Annotated in this window: 18 protein-coding genes; 14 read left to right on the forward strand and 4 right to left on the reverse strand. The window is 38.1% G+C overall.

The genetic code is table 11. From position 1 onward, the window contains the following. The first annotated feature begins 89 nt into the window (after window positions 1-89). Together KIV10_RS12965 and murB are read left to right on the forward strand one after the other, a co-directional pair. Window positions 90-1280 (forward strand): pyridoxal phosphate-dependent aminotransferase, encoded by a 1191-nt coding sequence (locus KIV10_RS12965; protein ID WP_214114425.1) that lies wholly within the window; start codon window positions 90-92, stop codon window positions 1278-1280. Next, window positions 1280-2293 carry a UDP-N-acetylmuramate dehydrogenase gene (gene murB / locus KIV10_RS12970; RefSeq protein ID WP_214114427.1) on the forward strand — a complete coding sequence of 338 codons (1014 nt, stop codon included), beginning with the start codon at window positions 1280-1282 and terminating at the stop codon, window positions 2291-2293. Before KIV10_RS12965 ends, murB begins: the two co-directional genes overlap by 1 nt. On the opposite strand, the gene KIV10_RS12975 is transcribed toward murB, so the two are convergent. After that, a complete protein-coding gene (locus KIV10_RS12975) occupies window positions 2290-2901 on the reverse strand; it encodes a fasciclin domain-containing protein (protein ID WP_214114428.1) in 612 nt (203 codons plus the stop codon). The two genes, murB and KIV10_RS12975, sit on opposite strands and share 4 nt — an antisense overlap. 89 nt (window positions 2902-2990) lie before the next feature. Here KIV10_RS12975 and KIV10_RS12980 point away from each other — a divergent pair, with 89 nt between their 5' ends. From KIV10_RS12980 to KIV10_RS13005, 6 genes are all read left to right on the forward strand, one after another. Next, window positions 2991-3212: a membrane or secreted protein gene (locus KIV10_RS12980; RefSeq protein ID WP_214114430.1), complete on the forward strand. Its 222-nt coding sequence runs from the start codon at window positions 2991-2993 to the stop codon at window positions 3210-3212. A 31-nt stretch (window positions 3213-3243) separates the two neighbouring features. Beyond that, window positions 3244-4338: a glycosyltransferase gene (locus KIV10_RS12985; protein ID WP_214114431.1), complete on the forward strand. Its 1095-nt coding sequence runs from the start codon at window positions 3244-3246 to the stop codon at window positions 4336-4338. Further along, window positions 4329-4892: an RNA polymerase sigma factor gene (locus KIV10_RS12990; RefSeq protein WP_214114432.1), complete on the forward strand. Its 564-nt coding sequence runs from the start codon at window positions 4329-4331 to the stop codon at window positions 4890-4892. The genes KIV10_RS12985 and KIV10_RS12990 overlap by 10 nt, the downstream gene beginning before the upstream one ends. An 81-nt stretch (window positions 4893-4973) precedes the next feature. Beyond that, window positions 4974-5846, forward strand: a complete 873-nt coding sequence (gene lipA, locus KIV10_RS12995) for a lipoyl synthase (protein WP_214114434.1) — start codon at window positions 4974-4976, stop codon at window positions 5844-5846. A 15-nt stretch (window positions 5847-5861) separates the two neighbouring features. Further along, window positions 5862-6860, forward strand: a complete 999-nt coding sequence (gene gap / locus KIV10_RS13000) for a type I glyceraldehyde-3-phosphate dehydrogenase (RefSeq protein WP_214114435.1) — start codon at window positions 5862-5864, stop codon at window positions 6858-6860. Window positions 6861-6905: 45 nt separating this feature from the next. Continuing rightward, on the forward strand, window positions 6906-9143 hold the full coding sequence (locus KIV10_RS13005; protein ID WP_214114437.1) for a response regulator: 2238 nt from the start codon (window positions 6906-6908) through the stop codon (window positions 9141-9143). Here KIV10_RS13005 and lpxK read toward each other — a convergent pair. After that, the gene (lpxK, locus tag KIV10_RS13010) at window positions 9140-10138 is read right to left on the reverse strand and encodes a tetraacyldisaccharide 4'-kinase (protein ID WP_214114438.1); all 999 of its coding nucleotides are present in this window, start codon (window positions 10136-10138) and stop codon (window positions 9140-9142) included. The genes KIV10_RS13005 and lpxK overlap by 4 nt on opposite strands. Before the next feature lie 78 nt (window positions 10139-10216). Between lpxK and KIV10_RS13015 the strand changes: the two genes are divergently transcribed. The 5 genes from KIV10_RS13015 (at window position 10217) to KIV10_RS14010 (ending at window position 13412) form a co-directional block, all read left to right on the forward strand. Further along, entirely contained in the window at window positions 10217-11332 is a 1116-nt protein-coding gene (locus KIV10_RS13015) for a Nif3-like dinuclear metal center hexameric protein (RefSeq protein ID WP_214114440.1), read from the forward strand. A gap of 3 nt (window positions 11333-11335) precedes the next feature. Then, window positions 11336-12118: a zinc ribbon domain-containing protein gene (locus tag KIV10_RS13020; protein ID WP_214114441.1), complete on the forward strand. Its 783-nt coding sequence runs from the start codon at window positions 11336-11338 to the stop codon at window positions 12116-12118. Window positions 12119-12238: 120 nt separating this feature from the next. Beyond that, window positions 12239-12898 (forward strand): peptide-methionine (S)-S-oxide reductase MsrA, encoded by a 660-nt coding sequence (gene msrA / locus KIV10_RS13025; protein WP_214114442.1) that lies wholly within the window; start codon window positions 12239-12241, stop codon window positions 12896-12898. Between the two features lie 184 nt (window positions 12899-13082). Further along, complete coding sequence (locus KIV10_RS13030; protein WP_214114443.1) at window positions 13083-13241, forward strand: lmo0937 family membrane protein; 159 nt, start codon at window positions 13083-13085, stop codon at window positions 13239-13241. A gap of 39 nt (window positions 13242-13280) precedes the next feature. Further along, entirely contained in the window at window positions 13281-13412 is a 132-nt protein-coding gene (locus tag KIV10_RS14010; RefSeq protein ID WP_262898442.1) for a hypothetical protein, read from the forward strand. A 62-nt stretch (window positions 13413-13474) separates the two neighbouring features. On the opposite strand, the gene KIV10_RS13035 is transcribed toward KIV10_RS14010, so the two are convergent. Continuing rightward, window positions 13475-13753, reverse strand: a complete 279-nt coding sequence (locus tag KIV10_RS13035; RefSeq protein ID WP_214114449.1) for a GNAT family N-acetyltransferase — start codon at window positions 13751-13753, stop codon at window positions 13475-13477. Window positions 13754-13821: 68 nt separating this feature from the next. On the opposite strand from KIV10_RS13035, the gene KIV10_RS13040 reads away from it, so the two are divergent. Further along, on the forward strand, window positions 13822-14514 hold the full coding sequence (locus KIV10_RS13040; protein ID WP_214114451.1) for a hypothetical protein: 693 nt from the start codon (window positions 13822-13824) through the stop codon (window positions 14512-14514). A 4-nt stretch (window positions 14515-14518) separates the two neighbouring features. Here KIV10_RS13040 and KIV10_RS13045 read toward each other — a convergent pair whose 3' ends face one another. Continuing rightward, window positions 14519-16672, reverse strand: coding sequence for a T9SS type A sorting domain-containing protein (locus KIV10_RS13045; protein WP_214114453.1), 2154 nt, complete (start codon window positions 16670-16672; stop codon window positions 14519-14521). Window positions 16673-16708 lie beyond the last annotated feature (36 nt).

Consider the following 16708-nt stretch of genomic DNA (forward strand, 5'->3'; position numbering starts at 1 on the left):
CTTTGAATATATAAAAAATTCAGCAAAGAGGTGCGTTTGCCGTGGATTTATAAAATATATTTCGCAACTTTGCGACAAAATATTTCATTATGCCGCAAGTATCGCACAAAGGAAAAAATATGCCGGAATCGCCCATAAGAAAGTTGGTTCCATTTGCTGAAAAAGCCTATAAAGCTAAAAAGACTGTTTACCATTTAAATATTGGCCAGCCAGATATTAAATCTCCCGAAGTTGCGATGGATGCGGTTGCGCATCACCATTTGGAAATTCTTGCATACACTCGTTCCGAAGGCTCCCAAGAATATCGCGAAAAAATTTCTAAATATTACAAAAACAACCAAATTCCCGCAGAAGCCGATGATATTGTGGTTACAACTGGAGGAAGCGAAGCGCTTCTTTTCGCAATGGGAAGTATTGCAGATGTTGACGATGAAATTATAATCCCGGAGCCATTTTATGCCAATTATAACGGGTTTGCAACAGCCTCTGGAGTTAAAATAGTTCCCGTAATTTCAAAAATTGAAGACAACTTCGCCCTTCCCCCTATTTCAGAATTTGAAAAATTGATTACGCCAAAAACAAAGGCAATTTTAATATGCAATCCTGGAAATCCCACTGGTTATCTTTATTCAAAAGAAGAAATTCAGAAATTGGCCGAAATTGTGAAAAAGCACGATTTGTTTTTGGTTGCAGATGAAGTATATCGTGAATTTGTTTATGATGGAGCTAAGCATTATTCCATTTTGGAAGAAGAAAGCATGGCAGAATATGGGATTTTAATCGATTCTGTTTCAAAAAGATACAGTATGTGTGGCGCGCGCGTGGGTTGTTTGGTATCCCGAAACAAACAAGTAATTTCCACGGCACTTAAATTTGCGCAAGCACGGCTTAGTCCACCCACGTTCGCCCAAATTGCCAGCGAAGCAGCCTTGCAGACACCGCAAAGCTATTTTGATGAAGTAATTACCGAGTACCAAGATCGTAGAAATACATTGGTTGCCGCATTAAAGAAAATCCCTGGTGTAAAGGTGGGCGAGCCAAAAGGTGCATTTTATTGTATCGTTGAACTTCCAGTTAAGAATAGCGATGCCTTTGCGCAATGGCTGTTGGAGAGTTTTGACGACAACGGTGAGACGGTCATGGTGGCGCCCGCAGCGGGTTTTTATTCTTCAGCTGGTGTTGGGCTCAACCAAATAAGAATTGCCTATGTTCTCAAAAAAGAAAGTTTGGTGCGTGCGGTTGATATTTTAAGGATAGCTCTGGAAAATTATCAGGATTAATGCGCATTGAAGAGCATAAATCACTAAAAGAATTCAACACCTTCGGAATTGATTGCCAAGCGCGCTATTTTGTTTCGGTTGGGACGGTGACTGAATTAAAGGAAGTCCTCTCCCAAAAACCTTCAGAAAAACTATTTATTCTCGGCGGTGGCAGTAATATGCTACTTACCCAAAATCTCGATGCATTTGTCATTCAGATCAATTTAAAGGGAATTGAAATTGTGTCTGAAAATGAAAATGAAGTTTTTGTAAAAGCGATGGCCGGTGAAAACTGGCATGACTTTGTTCAGTATTGCATACAAAATGATTTTGGGGGACTTGAAAATCTGTCGCTTATTCCCGGAAATGTGGGGACCTCTCCCATTCAAAACATTGGTGCGTACGGCGTAGAGCTGAAAGATACTTTTGAAAGTTGCACTGCGCTGGAAATTGCGACTTTAGATGAAAAAATATTTACGAAGGAAGCGTGTAAATTTGAATACCGAAATAGTATTTTTAAAAATGAAGCGAAGGGAAAATACATCATCACGAGCGTTACGTTCAGGCTTACAAAATCCCAACATCTTCAGAATATTTCATACGGCGACATTCAAGCTATTTTAGCTGAAAAAACCATAGAAAATCCAAGTTTGCAAAATATTTCCGAAGCCGTTATTTCCATTCGGAAATCTAAATTGCCCGATCCAAACGTGTTGGGAAACAGCGGAAGTTTCTTTAAAAATCCCGTAGTGGATTTGGAAACATTTAAAAATTTCAGAATAAAATTTCCGGAGGCACCCTTTTACGAAATATCCCCAACGGAATTTAAGATTCCCGCGGGCTGGCTCATTGAAAATGCAGGATTTAAGGGAAAACGTTTTGGCGATGCCGGCGTGCACGCAAAGCAGGCGCTGGTCTTGGTGAATCACGGGAACGCTACCGGACAGGAAATCTGGAATCTTGCAATGGAAATCCAGAAAAAGGTGAAGGAAATGACGGGAATATTTATTGAGCCCGAAGTTAACGTTATTTAATTAACGTTCAACACTTTACTTATAACGTGAACCACACCGTTGGAGCCATTAATGTCGCTCTTAATCATTACCGCTTTTGTCCCCTTTTGATCGGTAATTATTATATCCATATCGCGCGTTGAAGCAGTCAAAGAACTACCATCCAATGTTTTAAGCATCAATTTCCCGCTATTCTTTTTTATGGATTGTACCATTGTGGCAGAATCATACTTTCCCTCAACAATATGTGATTTCAATAATTTAGAAAGATTTTCTTTGTTGGCTGGATTCAAAAGAAATTGCATTTTTTCTGGCGCTAGGGAATCAAAAGCCTCATTTGCTGGTGCCAAAATGGTAAAAGGCCCAGCTTCGTTTGAAAGAACTTCAGTCAACCCCGCCGAAACTAGGAAGCTGGTGTATTTTTTTGATTCTTCCGCAGACATTAGCCTGGACATAACGCTATTGATTTGCGAAACATCTTTCTCGGTCAATTCCTTTTTTTCAGCTTTTGGTGGCACTTGAGTAGTATCCTCTTGACTTGTGGGCGTTTCATCCTTAACATCATTTTTACAGGAAAATGCTGAAGTTACCAATATAAAAACCAATAGTAAAGGACGTAAAGTGTGCATCGTTAAAAAGTTTAAAATAGAGGCTAAAAATACTTAAATTCTCAGCACATCACCAAGAAACATTGTATTTTTGTAGCCAAATTCATTTTATGAAACTTTTATTGATTACCATAGCATTATTGTTACTTGCCGTTGCGGGAATTGCCATAAAAATCTGGGGCAAAAAAGACGGAAAATTTGCCGGAACGTGTGCCAGCCAAAGTCCGTTTTTGAACAAAGAGAGACAAGCCTGTGGATTTTGTGGAAAGACCCCAGACCAGTTTGAAAATTGCAGCGGAGAGGAATTACAATCTTCCAGTTCAAAATCCTAAAACCTTTTAAAATCTTCAACCGTACTTGCTTATGGTGTTACTTTACGCCTTTTACGCAGTGGTATCTATAAACTGCGCATACTTCTTTCTTTTTTCGAAATTTTCTTTTTTAAAACCCACACCGAAAAAAAGCATCCCAAATTTTCCAGTTTCAATCATTGTATGTGCTAAAAACGAAGCAGAAAATCTTAAAAAGAATATTCAGCTTTGGCTGGAGCAGGACTATCCAAAATTTGATTTAATTCTTATAAATGATGCGTCAATAGATGAGACGCTGGAGGTGATGGAATCTTTTTCCGAAACCGATCCACGGATTCAAATTGTAAATGTTCGAAACAACGAAGCCTTTTGGGCCAATAAAAAATACGCGCTTACATTGGGGATAAAACGTTCCAAAAACACCCATTTATTGTTTACCGATGCAGACTGTAGGCCTGCTTCGCAACACTGGGTTTCTGAAATGGTTTCACATTTTTCAGAAGAAAAACAACTTGTTTTGGGCTATGGCGGTTATGAAAAGCAAAAGGGTTTTCTGAATAAAATTATCCGTTTTGAAACATTGATGACTGCAATTCAATATTTTTCATACGCCGAAGTTGGAAACGCTTATATGGGTGTAGGTAGAAATTTGGCCTACACAAGTGAACTTTATTACGCAAACAACGGTTATATGAGCCACATTAAAGTTCCTTCTGGCGATGATGACCTTTTTGTGAACGAAGCCGCCACGAGCGAGAACACATCTATCTGTTTTAATCCTGAAAGTTTTACCTATTCAGCGCCAAAAAGAACTTGGAAAAGCTGGAGGCGCCAGAAAAAACGCCACTACACAACCGCAAAACTTTATAAATTCAAGCATCGATTCTTGTTGGGATTATTTTATGTTTCCAACTTATTGTTTTGGATTTTAGCAATTTGCGTATTGGTTTCAGATTCGTGGAAAATTGGGTTGGGATTGATTTTATTTCGTTTCATAATTCAATATTTGGTAATTGGGAAAGCCGCTAAAAAATTGAATGAAGCGGATATTATACCGCTGATTGCTTTTTACGAACTGTTTTTGATTTTCAACCAAATGAGTATCTTTATTTCCAACCGAAGCGAAAAAAACGCAACATGGAAGTAACCCCCGAGGAAATTACTAGGCAAATTCAAAATGCGAAAAAGGGAAAACAGGACGCTTTCAAATTTTTATTGGATCATTATTGGAATGGGGTTTTCGGTTTTCAAATGAAACGCGTTCGCAATGAGCACGAAGCAGAAGATATTACCATTGAGGCCTTTGCGAAAGCTTTTGACAAGATAGATTCCTTTGATGAGAAATATTCATTCTCCACTTGGTTGGTCACTATTTCAAAAAACATTCAAATTGACAAAAGCCGGAAGAAAAACGCTTCGGTATATACAAATTTGGATACCACAAATGAGCAACTAACACATATTGCAGACCATTCTCCCACGCCTGAGGATAAATTGATTACCGAACAAAATTTGGCTCAATTACTGCGGTACATAAAACAGCTTAAACCCCACTATCAGGAAGTTATCAATTTGCGGTATTTTCAGGAAATGAGTTATAATGATATTTCCGAAACGCTTGAGGAACCGCTTAACAATGTAAAGGTTAGATTATTGCGTGCGCGAAAACTGCTCGCTGAAATAATTAGCCAAGAAAAATAAAAGTTTTCTTCTATCTTAAATTTTAGATTGCTTTTTGGGTAGTCTATTTCCAAGTTGATTTTTCATATTTTTGTATAATATATGAGCACAGAAACATTAGAACTCCAAAAGCCTGCGCCAAAACCCAAATGGTTGCGCGTTAAACTTCCCACAGGTAAAAAATATACAGAACTTCGCGGACTAGTCGATAAATATAAACTCCACACTATTTGTACCTCCGGAAGCTGTCCAAATATGGGCGAATGCTGGAGCGAGGGCACAGCTACATTTATGATTTTAGGAAATATTTGTACCCGTTCCTGCGGATTTTGTGGAGTAAAAACCGGAAGACCCGAGACAGTGGATTGGGATGAACCCGAAAAAGTAGCCCATTCCATAAAATTGATGAACATAAAACATGCGGTAGTAACCTCGGTGGATCGAGATGATTTGAAAGATATGGGCTCTATAATATGGGCTGAAACGGTAAAGGCAATCCGCAGGATGAACCCTGAAACAACGCTGGAAACATTAATTCCAGATTTTCAAGGAAATACGCGGAATATTGATAGAATAATTCAAGTAAAACCCGAAGTGGTTTCGCACAATATGGAAACCGTGAAACGCCTTACCCGCGAAGTAAGAATTCAGGCAAAATATGAACGTAGCCTTGAAGTCTTAAATTACCTGAAACAATCTGGAATGGAAAGAACGAAAAGCGGAATTATGCTTGGCTTGGGCGAAACCGAAGAAGAAGTTTTGCAAACTATGCATGATTTACGCAGTGTGGGCTTGGACATTCTTACTATAGGGCAATATTTGCAGCCTTCAAAAAAACACTTGCCCGTAAAAGAATTCATAACACCGGACCAGTTCAAAAAATATGAGACTATAGGTTTGGATTTGGGCTTCCGACACGTAGAAAGTGGAGCGCTGGTACGTTCTTCCTATAAGGCCCAAAAACATCTTACCTAAAATAACCTTCTTAAAATGCAAAATAAAATTACCGTTGGAATAAATGGTTTTGGCCGAATTGGCCGAAATCTTTACAGGCTTTTACTAGATAACCCAAAAATAGAAGTCGTGGCGGTAAATGATCTTGCCGATGTGAAAACCTTGGGGCATCTTCTTAAATATGATAGTATCCACGGCGTTTTAAAAGAAAAAATTTCTACTTCAGAAAATAGTATCGAAGTAAACGGGAAAAGAACAAAATTTACTTCAGAAAAAGACATTGCCGATATAAATTGGGAAGATGTAGACATCGTTGTGGAAGCTACGGGAAAATTTAAATCTCGGGAACAGCTTCAAAAACATTTGGACAATGGCGCAAAGAAGGTTATACTCTCGGTTCCACCTTCAGATGAAAATATTAAAACCGTGGTCCTGGGTGTAAATGATGGGATTTTACAACGTGACGACACCATCATTTCAAATGCATCCTGCACCACAAATAATGCCGCTCCTATGTTGAAGGTAATTGATGATCTCTGTGGCGTGGAACAGGCATATATTACTACTGTCCATAGCTACACGACGGATCAAAGCCTACACGATCAGCCGCATCGGGATTTGAGGCGTGCGCGCGCTGCCGGTCAATCCATTGTTCCCACGACCACGGGAGCTGCGAAAGCATTGACGAAAATATTTCCTGATTTGGCTGATGTTATTGGGGGTTGTGGCATCCGTGTACCCGTACCGGACGGCTCTCTTACAGACATTACATTAAATGTAAAAAAGGAAGTTACAATCGAAGAAATAAACAAGGCATTCAAAAAGGCTTCAGAAACTTATTTAGAAGGAATTTTGGAATACACGGAAGATCCCATAGTCTCAATTGATATTCTTGGAAATACACACTCCTGTATTTTTGATGCGGGCATGACTTCAGTAATTGGGAAAATGGTAAAAATCATAGGATGGTACGATAACGAAATAGGTTATTCCTCTAGAATTATCGATTTAATGTTAAAAATTTCTGCTAAATAACTATATTTAACGCGTTAGAAAAATAACCTTATACGTTAATAACCATTGAAATACAGAATCCTACTTTTCTTACTTATTTCTTTGCTATTTCCGTGGTGCTCATTTTCAACTGCCCTAGTCAATGACACTATTGTGAATATCAAAAAGCTACAGCAAAGTGCTGAAAATGCTATGGAAACCCAAAATTTTCTCATAGCGGTCCACCACTTAAATAATGCAACCAAATTAGCTCTCTCACCCAATTATGCCGAATATAAGCCGGATGTGGAACTAAGTATTGCAGAACTTTTTTACCATTTGCAATATTTTGACAAAGCAAAACAGGAGACCCAAAAAGTTATAGCAAAATTCAATAATGGAACCAGTGATTTTAAGATGGCAAAGGCCTATAAGCTTTATTCGCTTATTGAAATTGCTAAAGGAAATTACAAATCTGCTGAAAAATATATTAAAAAGCTAGATTCCTTAGTATCCAAAAGTAACCTGCCAGAATTTAAGGGACAGGTTTTTTTTGGAACTGGTTTAGTACAGCTCGGGGAAGGTAAGTATTATAAATCAGTTGAAAATTTAAATAGAGCTATTCCCATTTTTACGGAATTTAGAGATCTTTTTTGGGAAGCTTCCGCCTATGTTGCGCTTGCAGATGCATACTCATTAATGGATTTTGAAAAAGAAACCAATGCAATTGCCAGAGCGCAAGAAGCCTTATCAAATGCCTTGGAAATTGCAAAAAGGGAAAATTTCAGTAAAATATTGGTAGAAAGCTATCGAATTTCATCGCAAATTTCCATTTCACAGAAAAAGACTATACAAGCCGAACAAGAATTACAAACCTATCTTTTCAAAAAAGATTCGCTCAAGCAAATCCATTTAAGCGCCATTGAAGCTGGAATTCAGGCAGAATCTGCCATCGGCGATTTAAATGAAATCATCGCAAACCAGCAAGACGACCTCAGCAAAAAGGATAAATCCTTGTTTTTTGGAAAACTCACAGGCTGGTTGAGCATTGCACTTATCTTAATTTTATCGCTTTTAACGCTTTCGCTTTATAAAAACAACAATTTGCGCGCAAAAGCGAATGAACTCTTGCAGGATAAAAACACGGAGCTTCAGGAAGCAAAAGAAAAGGCTGAAAAAGCTTCGCAAGCAAAAGCGCAATTTTTGTCCACCATTACGCACGAGCTTAGGACGCCAATGTACACCGTGACTGGGCTCACACATTTACTTTTGGAAGAAAACCCAAAACCCGAACAGCGCGAGCATCTCAATTCACTAAAATTTTCTGGGGAATATCTTCTTTCGTTGATCAACAATATTTTGGATTTAAATAAGCTGGAAGCCAATAAAGTAGAAATTGAAAAAATACCATTTAATCTTAGAAAAAGAATTGATGGCGTACTAATCGCCCTCAATAAATCTGCCGAGGCGAAAGGGAACAAAATCAATTTTGAATATGACAATAATCTTCCCACAGAGGTAATTGGCGACTCGCTGAAAATTTCGCAGATTCTTATAAACTTGATTAGTAACTCTATTAAATTCACCGAAAACGGGACAATTTGGGTTCGGGTTTTTACCCAAGAAAGAGTGGGGAATATTACTTCTATCCAGTTTGAAATTGAGGATACGGGAGACGGGATTTCAAAGAAAAAACAGAACAGCATTTTTGAATCCTTTTCCCAGGGTTCCCTACAAATCAACAGAAAATATGGCGGTACCGGGCTTGGTCTTTCCATCGTGAAAAACTTGCTCGAGCTTATGGGAAGTAAGATTTATCTGGAAAGTAAGCTAGGCGAAGGTTCCAAATTTTGGTTCGTAATAAATTACGAATTCATTGAGGAGAAGAAAACCCACACTAATTTGAACCAAATCAATGTGACGGTTGACAATGATATTTTAGAGAATAAAAATGTACTTATTGTTGAGGATAATAAGATAAACCAGATGATTACGAAGAAGATTCTGGAAAAGAAAAAAATGAAATGCACCGTTGTGGATAATGGGATAGATGCAATTAAACAAATTCAGGAAAATAACTTTGACGTTGTGTTGATGGACATTCACATGCCCGGAATTAGCGGGATTGAGGCCACTAAAAAAGTAAGGGAATTTAATACTACCGTTCCCATAATTGCGCTCACTGCCGTAACAATTGAAGAAAATCTCGAGGATTTTTACAAGGCCGGCTTCAATGAATTTATACCGAAACCTTTTAATGCGGATGATTTCTTCGAAAAAATAAACCGCGTGCTTTTGGGCAACGATTTTATCTATAAAAGTTAGTTTGGCCCTACCGCATCGAAAATTTGTTTTTTGAAAGCTGCTTCATTTTTTATGAAAATGGTTTCAATGGGAAGATAAAAAATGTGTGTATTTTGTAAATGTTGAAGCCGTATAAAATCTTTTTCTGTAGTAATTATAAGTTTTTTCTCTTCCAGTGCTTGTATTTCTGAAGGTGTAAAATTGTGATGGTCTGGAAATGATCTATGTTCAAAATTGAAATTCTTCCCATGCAAATACGTCACTAACGGTTTCGGATTAGCGATTCCGGTAACCAATGTAAATTCTTTTCCCATCAAATAATCCATCGGAAATTTCTCATTTTTATTCTGAATAGCTTCAGAATAACCAATCTTTGAAAAAAATACTTTCTGATTTTTTTTCAGACGAAGTTTTTGTTCAATTTTGGCCATTTCAGCATCAGAAATTCCAGTTGGGCATTTGGTCACAACTATAATATCTGCACGTTTTTTTCCGCTTCGAGGCTCACGAAGATTACCGGTTGGCAACATAAAATCTTCGGAAAAAAGTTGAGTATAGGCCGTTAAAAGAATAGTGAATTTCGCTGATACCTTTCTATGCTGAAACGCATCATCAAGCAAAATCACATCCAGTTTCGATTTTATTTTATCAATTCCAGTCTGCCTATTTTCGCAGACGGCGACGGTTATTTCAGGAAATTTCTTTTTAATTTGAAGTGGTTCATCGCCTACTTCACTACTTTCACTCCTTTCAAAAACCTCGTGAAAACCTTTGGTAATTCTTCCATAACCACGACTCAAAACGCCAACTTTAAAATTCTTTTTGAGCAATGCAACCAAAAGCTCGATCATTGGCGATTTTCCCGTGCCGCCCGTGGTAAGATTGCCAACGCAAATAATTGGGATTTCATATTCTTTGCTTTGAAGCCACCCATAATCGTACAAAATATTGCGCATATACGTGATGCCACCGTACAAAATTGAAAAGGGAAATAGCAAAAAACGCAGAATTTTCATAAAACGAAAATACAAATTCCGTGAAATACATTTCAGCTAAATTTGCCATAAACCCTATATTTACAACAAATGCGAAATATGAAAGTAAAAAACGTAATTACGCTTTTGGATGAATTTGCACCACTAAGTTACTCCGAGGATTTTGATAACACCGGATTGCTTGTTGGTGATGAAAATGCGAAAGTATCTGGCATTTTGGTGACACTCGACACGTTGGAAACTATTGTGGACGAAGCAATTGATAAAAAATGCAATCTCATTGTAAGTTTTCACCCCATTATTTTTTCTGGGTTGAAAAAAATTACGGGCAGCGATTATGTGCAGCGTGTCGTGAAAAAAGCAATAAAAAATGACATTAATATTTTTGCCGTACACACCGCGCTGGACAATGCTTGGAATGGTGTAAATGCAATGATTTGCGAAAAACTTGGATTAAAAAATAGAAGCGTGTTGATTCCGCAAAAAAATACCATTAAAAAGCTAGTGACTTTTGTACCCATAAAAAATGCCGAAGAACTTCGCGAATCGCTTTTTAAGGCCGGAGCGGGTAGCATTGGCAACTACGATAACTGCAGTTTCAGTATTGAAGGAAAGGGCAGTTTCCGCGGAAATGAAAATTCGAATCCAGTGTTGGGCAATAGGGGCGAATTACATTTTGAGGACGAAATCCAGATTGGGGTTACCTTTGGAAAACATCTTCAAAATAAAATTTTACAAGCCCTTTTTGAAAACCATCCTTATGAAGAGGTAGCTTATGAAATTACAACGTTGGAAAATGAGAACCAACATATAGGAATGGGAATGATGGGAGAATTTGAAGGTGGGATGGATGAAATTAAATTTTTAAAATATCTGAAAGATGCAATGCAGACAGATTGCGTGCGGCATTCAAAAATGCTTCAGAAAAAAATAAAAAAAGTAGCAGTGCTGGGCGGCAGTGGAAGCTTTGCTATAGAAGCAGCCAAACGTGCAGGCGCAGATGCCTTTGTATCAGCAGATTTCAAGTACCATGATTTCTTTAAGGCTGAAAATACAATTCTTTTTGCAGATATTGGCCATTATGAAAGTGAGCAGTTCACAAAAGAGCTTTTACATTCTTTCCTTAAGAAAAAAATCACTAATTTTGCACCCTCCTTGTCAGCAGGCAAGGTACTTGTATCACAAATAAATACCAATCCTATTAGCTATTTATAATTTATGGCAACAAAAACCGAAGTTACTGTTGAAGAGAAGTTAAGAGCCTTGTATGATCTGCAACTTATTGATTCCAGAATTGATGAGATAAGAAGCGTGCGCGGTGAGCTTCCACTAGAAGTTGAAGATTTGGAAGACGAAGTGGCCGGCATGGGCACACGCCTTGAAAAATTGCAGGCGGACCTTGAAGTAATTGAAGACCAAATTAAGGAGAAGAAAAACAATATTGAAGAATCCAAAAGCTTAATCAAGAAATACGCCGCCCAACAGGATAATGTACGTAACAACCGTGAGTACAATTCGTTGAGCAAGGAGGTTGAATTCCAGGAATTGGAAATTCAACTTTCAGAAAAGAACATAAAGGAATACCGTGCACAAATTGAGCAAAAGAATCAGGTTATCGAGGATACTAAATCGAGATTTGAGGAGCGAAAAGAACATTTAAAGCACAAACAGTCTGAGCTCAATGAAATCTTAAAGGAAACGGAAAAAGAGGAAAAAGCCTTGATGAAAGAATCTACCGATTTCGAAACCAAAATTGAACCACGCCTCATCAATGCATATAAAAGGATTCGTAGCAATGTAAAAAATGGTCTTGCTGTAGTTGCCGTAGAACGCGGTGCGTCAGGAGGTTCTTTTTTTACAATTCCACCGCAGGTTCAGATGGAAATTGCGGGGCGCAAAAAAATTATTACCGATGAACATAGTGGGAGAATTTTGGTAGATCCAGATTTGGCAAACGAGGAACGTGAGAAAATGCAAGAAATGTTCAAGAAATTGAAATAATATAAAACATTCAATTATAACAAAGCCTTCACAAAACGTGGAGGCTTTTTTTGTATTTTGATGCAAGGTTTTTATATAAATCTGGACTCACTACTAAATCATTATTTTTAAATATTTAAGATGAAAAAATATATAATATTACCACTCTTGGCTTTAACTTTAGCGCTATCCCAGGCTTGTAAGCCATCCAATGAAAAAAACAGAACAGAGGAAGCTCTGGCACAACAACAGCTAACCCCAGTTCAAACCGAAATGCAGAACGGCTTGAAACGTGCGTATTTTGCCAGTGGGTGTTTCTGGTGCGTAGAGGCGGTATACGAAAGCGTTAAAGGTGTAAAAGAAGCAATTTCTGGCTATAGCGGTGGCAAAATGAAAAATCCAACCTACGAAAATCACGGGGATAATGCAGAATCTGTGGAGGTAATTTATGATCCAGAACTAGTTTCGTTTAGCCAATTAGTTGATGTTTATTTTGGCTCGCAAAATGTGACCCAAGTGAATGGACAGGGACCCGATCGCGGAGAATCGTACCGATCAATTATTTTTTATCAGAATCTTGAAGAAAAGAAAATTATAGATGAAAAAATTGCGGCGCTGAATGAGACGTTAGGTAATGAAAAGGTAGCCGCGCAGGTAATGCCCTTTCAAAAATTTTGGGATGCAGAAAATTACCATCAAGACTATGAGAAAAACCATCCTGAAAATCCGTACATTCAAAACGTATCAATACCCAGAATTGAACGTTTCAAGAAAAAATTTCCAGAGCTTCTAAAGGAATAGTCTTTTAGAATAGGTTATATATAAAGTTACGGGTGCCTTTTGTTTAGCTCAATTGAAACGTTCCGTAACGCATTTGGTTTTTTATTGATAAGTTCGTTAAACAACGGTTAAAAACCATCGATGGTGGTTAGAATTATTGTAGTTTTAAAATAACTAATTCAAAAAAACTTTAAATCTTAACATTATGGGAGACATTATTTGGTTAATCGTAGTAATCCTGATTATCGGATGGTTGGTTGGTTTTTTCGGTTTCGGAGAAGCCGTTGGGAGCCTAATCCACATCCTACTTGTTCTGGCAATTATTGGTATTCTTTACCGATTGGCAACTGGACGCAGACCCTAATTTAAATTCAAACTAATATCAACTTAAAAATTATCAAAAATGAAAAAAGTATTTTTAATATTATTCGCTGCCGGATTAATGGCAACAAGTTTCACTAGCTGCAGGGAAAATAAAACAGTAGGTGATGAAATTGAAGATGTTGCAGATGATGTAGAAGATGCTGTAGATTAATCTTCAACTTTAATCATTAAATAAAAGCTCTTTCAAATTTTTTCGAAAGAGCTTTTATAATTTTAGTATCCATCCGCTACAATTTCTTTCCATTCTGGATTCCTTTTGATATATGATTTTATAAAGGGACAGAGAGGCTTGACTTTTAAATTTTTATCACTGAGATTTTGAAGCACTTCTTCAGTCATTTTTGATGCGATCCCCTGGCCTTGCAGCTCATCCGGCACCTCCGTATGCGTTAGGGAAATTACATTGTTATCGATTTTATACTCTACAATTGCATTGTTATCTTCAATTTTATACTCAAATCGATTTTTCTGTTTATTGTCTATTAGTTCCATTTCTATTTTTTTATTTAAAATTAATAAAGAATAAACTATTTGGCTACATTTATCAAAATTTCCTAAAAATGAAAAACATTCTACTTTTGGCAGCATTCTCTATTTGTTTTTATGCCTGCAATGATGGTAAAAAAGATTCGCTGGAAACTCCAAGCGACAAAATAAAAGCTGTTGACAGCACGCTAACTACCGCGCAATGGATTGCCAATGCCAATGGTTATGAAAAATGGAAAGATATTTCAGAAATAAAATTTACTTTCAACGTAGATAGAGGCGAAAAGCATTACGAGCGTTCGTGGATGTGGAAACCTATTGCTGGAGAAGTTATGATGGTAAATGAAAATGATACCGTCAACTACAATCGTAATAAAGTTATGGACAGCATCATTGTAAAATCAGACGGCGCATTCATTAATGATAAATATTGGCTATTGGCTCCTTTTCAAATAGCGTGGGATGAGGGTACTTCTTTTTCAGAAAAAAAGGATGTTACAGCACCTATAAGTGGTGAAAAAATGAATCAACTAACAGTGGTTTATGGAAACGAAGGTGGCTATACCCCTGGCGATGCCTACGATTTTTTCTATGATGAAAATTATATGATAAAAGAATGGATTTATCGTGAAGGTAATTCTGAAAAACCCTCAATGGCAACAACTTGGGAAGATTACAAAAATTTTAATGGAATTGAGATAGCTACGATGCACAAAGATAGCACGGGCGCATTCAAACTTTATTTTACAAATATTTCAGTAAAATAGAATTTTATTTTTTGATCATTTTCGCCGTCCAGATTTTTCCTCTGCCTGCAAATAAATCGACGAAATAAATTCCTTCAACAAGTTGGGATACATCTAAAGTCATACTACTATTTGCATTAAAATCGGCATTCTTTTTTAAGATTAATCTACCACTTACATCAAAGATCGAAAGCGTTAGGGGTTCCTTTGCACGATAAAGTATGGTCACTTCATCCCCAGCAGGATTTGGGAATAGAATTCCTTCTTCGGCTATTTTACCGCTAAAGTAGTTTTCAGCGAATTCAAAAGCTTCAATCCCCACTTCATTTCCAATTTTTCTTCCTGGAATATCATCAATGGGAGGATGGATTCCGCCCCAGATTCGGGAAAGACTGCACTGATCTGAAGCATCAAAATAAGTAGCCCATTGCAATTGAAAATCCTGGGTGGGTCCTTCTTCAAAAACCAAAAATTCATTTTTCGATATATCAAAAACTCCCATTCCGCCAGGAAAATATTCAGTTCCAGTTAACATGGTCAGTACTTGCGCCGCCGCACGTGAAAATGTGGAATGGCCAGAAATATAGCCCGCGAACGGCGGCGTAACAAAGGATGGACGCTGGTACGGCCACCACTCTTCTGCCAATATCCATCCCACACCCGCTTCATCAATCAATGGATCCACTATATAATCTGGGCCGCGCCACGTAAATAGTTTCATTTTACCCACATTTTCATTGAAGGCACCTGCCAAAGAATCTCCAGATTTTACGACTTCAACCCGACCGGGTATCAACGGAAGTCCGCGCGGATTATAACTAATCTCGTTGGGATCGCTGGATTGCCCGCGGTCGCCCATATACCGGATGGCACTAATGGGCCGAACAAAATCATAAAATCCTTTTATTCCCCAAGCTGTTATAGCTATATCGTGCATCGTCCCGCCCAAGATAAAATATCCCTTTACATCCCATTCCAAATCTGAAACAATCGGTCCCTTTCCTTTGATTTTTTTGATTGTTTGCGGATGGTCATTTACATAATTCAAAATGGCAAACCAATGTCCAGGCGGTGTTTCGCTATCGGGCCCATCTGCCCAAAATTCAGCAAGGGCACGAGTATAATCACCGCGATGCACAATCTGCGGTTCGTAGGCTTCTCCAGTAACTGGATTCAAATTTCGGCCCCTGCTTGGATCACCACCGTTTTCCAAATCATAGAAATGTTTATACTGCTCAAAGGTCTCAGGAAATTGGGACATTGGCAGATTCCCTAAACTTTTTGGAGAAATATCCATCAACACCCCATCAGACGGATCGTGATGTGCTCCCCAAGCCGCCACTAGCGAGAAGTTCCATTTATAAAAATCATCAATTCCCATTCCCTCTTCTATAAAGCTTGGGGGTCCGGGATCATGGTATACCCAAAAGTCATATCCGGGAACCTGTTGTACGGTCTTGTCTTCTTCGGTAAGCGAAAATGGGGAAACCCTTCCCCACTCTGGACTTAAAAATGGAGGTTGCCCGCCTGGAATGGTGTGCCCGCTTTGATCCACATAAGCTTCAATTTTAAGGGGCTGCCAGTGGTTTGGATCTGTCATCGTAACATTTCCCGAAAGATCCAAATTCAACGGTTCATTCTTGGGTTCGTAAAATTGATTCACGTATCCATTTTCCTCATTGGAACCATCCTGCAAACCATATTCAATCATTTTCAAAGCCATATAATTACCGAGCGCCGCTGGGTTTCCATTGTTATAATTGGTATCCGAATAATTTTTGTCATACCCCAACGTATCCATCAGATTATCAATGGAATTCATAATAATTGATTTTTCTGGGGAATTGGCAAACCTATGCTGAATCAATCTATAAACCGCATAACTAATAGCTATGTTCTGCGCTTCGGACTTGGGTATTTCGGTAGTAAAACCATCAAAAGCACAATTAAAACCGTGGATATTCTTTCCTAAAAAATACGTTTCCGCACGATCGTCAAAGACAGCCCACATATCATACATAACCACAGAGGTATGAAATAAATTTCTGGCGTGCACGGTGGGCCGCGCGTAATCATTCCTTATCCCATTAAGCACTTCCTCATTCCACGCACGTGCTATGGATTGCGAAAAACATAAACTTACGTTGAATAAGAAAATCAAAAGTAAGAATCTACGCATATTTTTGGAAATTTAGGAAACGCAACTAATTGAAAG

Origin of the sequence: Aequorivita echinoideorum (assembly GCF_018476645.1) — a bacterium.
GTDB lineage: Bacteria > Bacteroidota > Bacteroidia > Flavobacteriales > Flavobacteriaceae > Aequorivita > Aequorivita echinoideorum.

Bases quoted from the DNA above. Each gene is read 5' to 3' on its own strand.
- murB (WP_214114427.1), top strand. From the start codon at position 1,280: ATGCGCATTGAAGAGCATAAATCACTAAAAGAATTCAACACCTTCGGA.
- lipA (WP_214114434.1), top strand. From the start codon at position 4,974: ATGAGCACAGAAACATTAGAACTCCAAAAGCCTGCGCCAAAACCCAAA.
- KIV10_RS13045 (WP_214114453.1), bottom strand. From the start codon at position 16,672: ATGCGTAGATTCTTACTTTTGATTTTCTTATTCAACGTAAGTTTATGT.
- msrA (WP_214114442.1), top strand. From the start codon at position 12,239: ATGAAAAAATATATAATATTACCACTCTTGGCTTTAACTTTAGCGCTA.
- KIV10_RS12985 (WP_214114431.1), top strand. From the start codon at position 3,244: ATGGTGTTACTTTACGCCTTTTACGCAGTGGTATCTATAAACTGCGCA.
- KIV10_RS12965 (WP_214114425.1), top strand. From the start codon at position 90: ATGCCGCAAGTATCGCACAAAGGAAAAAATATGCCGGAATCGCCCATA.
- KIV10_RS13020 (WP_214114441.1), top strand. From the start codon at position 11,336: ATGGCAACAAAAACCGAAGTTACTGTTGAAGAGAAGTTAAGAGCCTTG.
- KIV10_RS12980 (WP_214114430.1), top strand. From the start codon at position 2,991: ATGAAACTTTTATTGATTACCATAGCATTATTGTTACTTGCCGTTGCG.
- KIV10_RS13015 (WP_214114440.1), top strand. From the start codon at position 10,217: ATGAAAGTAAAAAACGTAATTACGCTTTTGGATGAATTTGCACCACTA.
- KIV10_RS14010 (WP_262898442.1), top strand. From the start codon at position 13,281: ATGAAAAAAGTATTTTTAATATTATTCGCTGCCGGATTAATGGCAACA.
- KIV10_RS13040 (WP_214114451.1), top strand. From the start codon at position 13,822: ATGAAAAACATTCTACTTTTGGCAGCATTCTCTATTTGTTTTTATGCC.
- lpxK (WP_214114438.1), bottom strand. From the start codon at position 10,138: ATGAAAATTCTGCGTTTTTTGCTATTTCCCTTTTCAATTTTGTACGGT.
- KIV10_RS12990 (WP_214114432.1), top strand. From the start codon at position 4,329: ATGGAAGTAACCCCCGAGGAAATTACTAGGCAAATTCAAAATGCGAAA.
- KIV10_RS13030 (WP_214114443.1), top strand. From the start codon at position 13,083: ATGGGAGACATTATTTGGTTAATCGTAGTAATCCTGATTATCGGATGG.
- KIV10_RS13035 (WP_214114449.1), bottom strand. From the start codon at position 13,753: ATGGAACTAATAGACAATAAACAGAAAAATCGATTTGAGTATAAAATT.
- KIV10_RS12975 (WP_214114428.1), bottom strand. From the start codon at position 2,901: ATGCACACTTTACGTCCTTTACTATTGGTTTTTATATTGGTAACTTCA.
- gap (WP_214114435.1), top strand. From the start codon at position 5,862: ATGCAAAATAAAATTACCGTTGGAATAAATGGTTTTGGCCGAATTGGC.